Origin of the sequence: Chryseobacterium sp. VD8 (assembly GCF_037149975.1) — a bacterium.
Lineage (GTDB): Bacteria > Bacteroidota > Bacteroidia > Flavobacteriales > Weeksellaceae > Chryseobacterium > Chryseobacterium indicum.
Map to the genome: position 1 here is coordinate 1 of NZ_JBBCQL010000382.1, position 2,174 is coordinate 2,174.

The 2,174-nt window shown below is 39.0% G+C and carries 2 protein-coding genes and 1 pseudogene; all 3 read right to left on the reverse strand.

Features of this window, described 5'->3' with window-relative positions; translation table 11 throughout:
- Positions 1-951, reverse strand: a 951-nt coding sequence (locus WFK35_RS22375) for an ABC transporter permease (protein ID WP_336734808.1), incomplete at its 3' end; no start/stop codon positions are given.
- Positions 952-974: 23 nt separating this feature from the next.
- Positions 975-1,973, reverse strand: a complete 999-nt coding sequence (locus WFK35_RS22380) for an HlyD family secretion protein (RefSeq protein WP_336734810.1) — start codon at positions 1,971-1,973, stop codon at positions 975-977.
- Positions 1,974-1,978: 5 nt separating this feature from the next.
- Positions 1,979-2,174, reverse strand: a pseudogene (locus WFK35_RS22385) (TolC family protein); the annotation flags it as partial.

Sequence of the window (2,174 nt, forward strand, 5' to 3'; positions counted from 1 at the left end):
GCGCGGAAATGTAAAACCGCTGAAAACAAAAGCCGGAGAAGTAAAAAACAGAGCTACATCGGTTACAAAAAGCAGATTATTGGATATTGCGGAAAGCATCATTCCGATGCCGATGCAGGCTAAAGACATTAAAGTATAGATCAGGAAAAAATTGAAATCGGTCTGCGGTTTTCCTAGTTCAAAAACTGGAAATACAATGTAAGCAACCAATATAAAAAGAATCCATGAAATACAAAGATGAGCAAGCGTTTTTCCGACTACGATCTGTGAGGAAGAAGCGGAAATTTTTAACAGTTCATCAATCGTATTTCGTTTAAATTCAAGATTTAAAATTAAAACAGAAGCCACGACCAAAGCCATTTGAAGCCCAACCGTAATCAGTCCGGGTGTTAAATACATCTGATAATTAAAGTCCGGATTGTAGAGCGTTGTGGTATTCAGTTTTATCGGCTGAACCAAAGCTGTTGCCTGTTCAGCAGGCATTCCCTGCTTTTCTGCTTTCTGGAGAACTACGGCAAGACCGCCTTTTATAATGACTTCTGCGGCTCCTTTATAAATCATTTTTGCAGGAACCAGATACGCTCCGTTGGTATACAAAGTAATGTTTGACTGATGATTTTTTTTAACATCCGACTCCAGATTTTTAGGAAAATGTACGGCTCCGAAAATCTTTCCCTCTTTCATTAATTTTTCTATTTCCGCATTGCTGGAAACCTTTTCTGTAATATGAATAAGATCGCTGTGATCCATCATATCCGTAAGCTGTCTGGAAACAGAAGACTGATCTTCATCCCAAACTGCCATCGGAAGTTCTTTTGCAAACTGCTTCTGGTAAATTAATCCGTAAAAAAGAAATATTATGGGCGGAATGACCAGTAAAACCACATAGAAATTCGGAATCGAAAAAATCCGTTTCCACTCCCGAATGATAATCTGGCTGATTGTTTTCAAAAAGTTGTTTTTTATGAATTAAATTATTGAAAAATAAGCTGTGCTGTCATTCCTGAACGAAGTCCTTTGATGGAACCTGCGTTTTCCGGTCTTACTTTGATCTGAAACGTTCTGAGTTCAAATTCTCCGTTCTGCTTTTCCGGAACCCAGTTTGCGTAGCCTAAAGCCGGAGCCAGTTCTGCCACTCTTCCCTGAACTTTTTCAGGCGTACAGCCGGGAATTTTCATGGTCACCAGACTTCCTTTATTTATTTTCGTCATCTGATTCTGGCGAAGATTAAATTTGACAAAAAAAGACTGATCTTTCTGAATCGTCATCATCGGATACCCCGCATTTACCATTTCTCCTTTTTTGGCAATAACCGTAGAAATTATTCCGGAAGCAGGTGCTTTTATAGAAGCATTGTCTTTTATTTCCTGCGTAAGTTCATCCGCACTTTTTGCCTGATTTAAAACCGACTGTGCTGAGTTTTTAAGCTCTTCATTGTTTCCTCTTTTCAAAAGCTGAACATTAAGATTGGCAGTTTCCAGTTCTTTCTGGGCTGCTTTGTATTTGAAATAAATAACGTCGCGTTCCTGTCCGGAAACGACTCCTTCAGCATATAAATTCTGAAAACGGCTGTACGTTTTAGACATCAGATCCATCTGCTGTTGTGCAATCTGCTGTAAATTCTCGGCTGATTTCAACACTTCCGGTTCTACGCCGCGATTCACTTTATCTAGTTGATTCTGTGCAATTTTCACCGCTTCTGAAACCTGAGACTGTATGCTTTCGATCTCGGAGGTTTTCATCTGTGCAATAATCTGTCCTTCCTTTACATCATCGCCTTCCTTTACCAAAAGCTCCAAAACTCTACCCGGAAGTGAAGCCGAAACGTCCACAAATTCAGCATCTACCATTCCTATAACCGCATCTTTGCTGCTGCTTTCGGAAGATTTGTTCTGAAGAAGATAAATCAGCGCGATGACTAATACAACAATTGGAATACATACTGCCCAGTAATTTTTTATAAAATTTTTCATCTTGTTTAAGGAATGTAATTGGTAATATTTTCGACGTTTCCTGTAATATAAAAATAAGTTGCTACCACCGTCTGATAAGCCACCAAAGATGTGTAATACAATTTCTCTGCCTCATACTGAAGCTGCAGAGCATCGTTTACATCTTTTACGGAAGAAAGGCTGTTTTCCATTCTTTTTTTCACCATTTCTGTAGTGGTATAT

Bases quoted from the DNA above. Each gene is read 5' to 3' on its own strand.
- WFK35_RS22380 (WP_336734810.1), bottom strand. From the start codon at position 1,973: ATGAAAAATTTTATAAAAAATTACTGGGCAGTATGTATTCCAATTGTT.